This window comes from Nocardia sp. AB354, from assembly GCF_049538315.1.
Lineage (GTDB): Bacteria > Actinomycetota > Actinomycetes > Mycobacteriales > Mycobacteriaceae > Nocardia > Nocardia nova.
The window spans coordinates 1-518 of sequence record NZ_JBMVFU010000082.1; the positions used below are offsets into that span (position 1 = coordinate 1).

Below are 518 nucleotides of genomic sequence, written 5' to 3' on the forward strand. Positions count from 1 at the left end.
AAAATGATGATGAGGAAATTCGCCGCGACCGCCGCCATGCTGGTCGCCGCCGTCGGCGTCGCGGCCGGTACCGCGAACGCCGACCCCGCCGCCCCCGCGGCGCCCGAGAGCGTCCACTACAAGGCCAGCGTCGTCGACGACAGCAAAGCGGTCATCAAGACCGACAGTGGCTCGATCGTCAACGAAGACGGCATGCTGAAGATCAAGGCCGCCAACGGCACCGTGCTCGCCGGCACCCCCCTGAACTTCCGAGTCAACGACTTCGAGTTCCCGATCGCCGCCGACATCTCCGGCAACACCGCCACCCTGACCCCGCAGCTGGACCTGCAGCACGCGGTCTACAAGCCGGTCGCCCTGCCCTTCGAGGACTCCGCTCCCTGGAAGACCCCCTACGACCGCGAGACCGCCGCGTTCAACCGGCTGAAGGACACCATCGGCACCGGTGCCACCATCGGTGCCCTCACCGGTGCCATCGGTGGCGCGGTCATCGGCTGCGTCGCGGGCGCTGCCATCGGCCT

1 protein-coding gene is annotated in these 518 nt (G+C 68.3%); it reads left to right on the forward strand.

Translation table 11 applies throughout. The features are described 5' to 3' along the window. The coding region (locus ACPCUW_RS35190; protein ID WP_423429698.1) for a hypothetical protein at positions 1-518 on the forward strand (518 nt) is incomplete at both ends.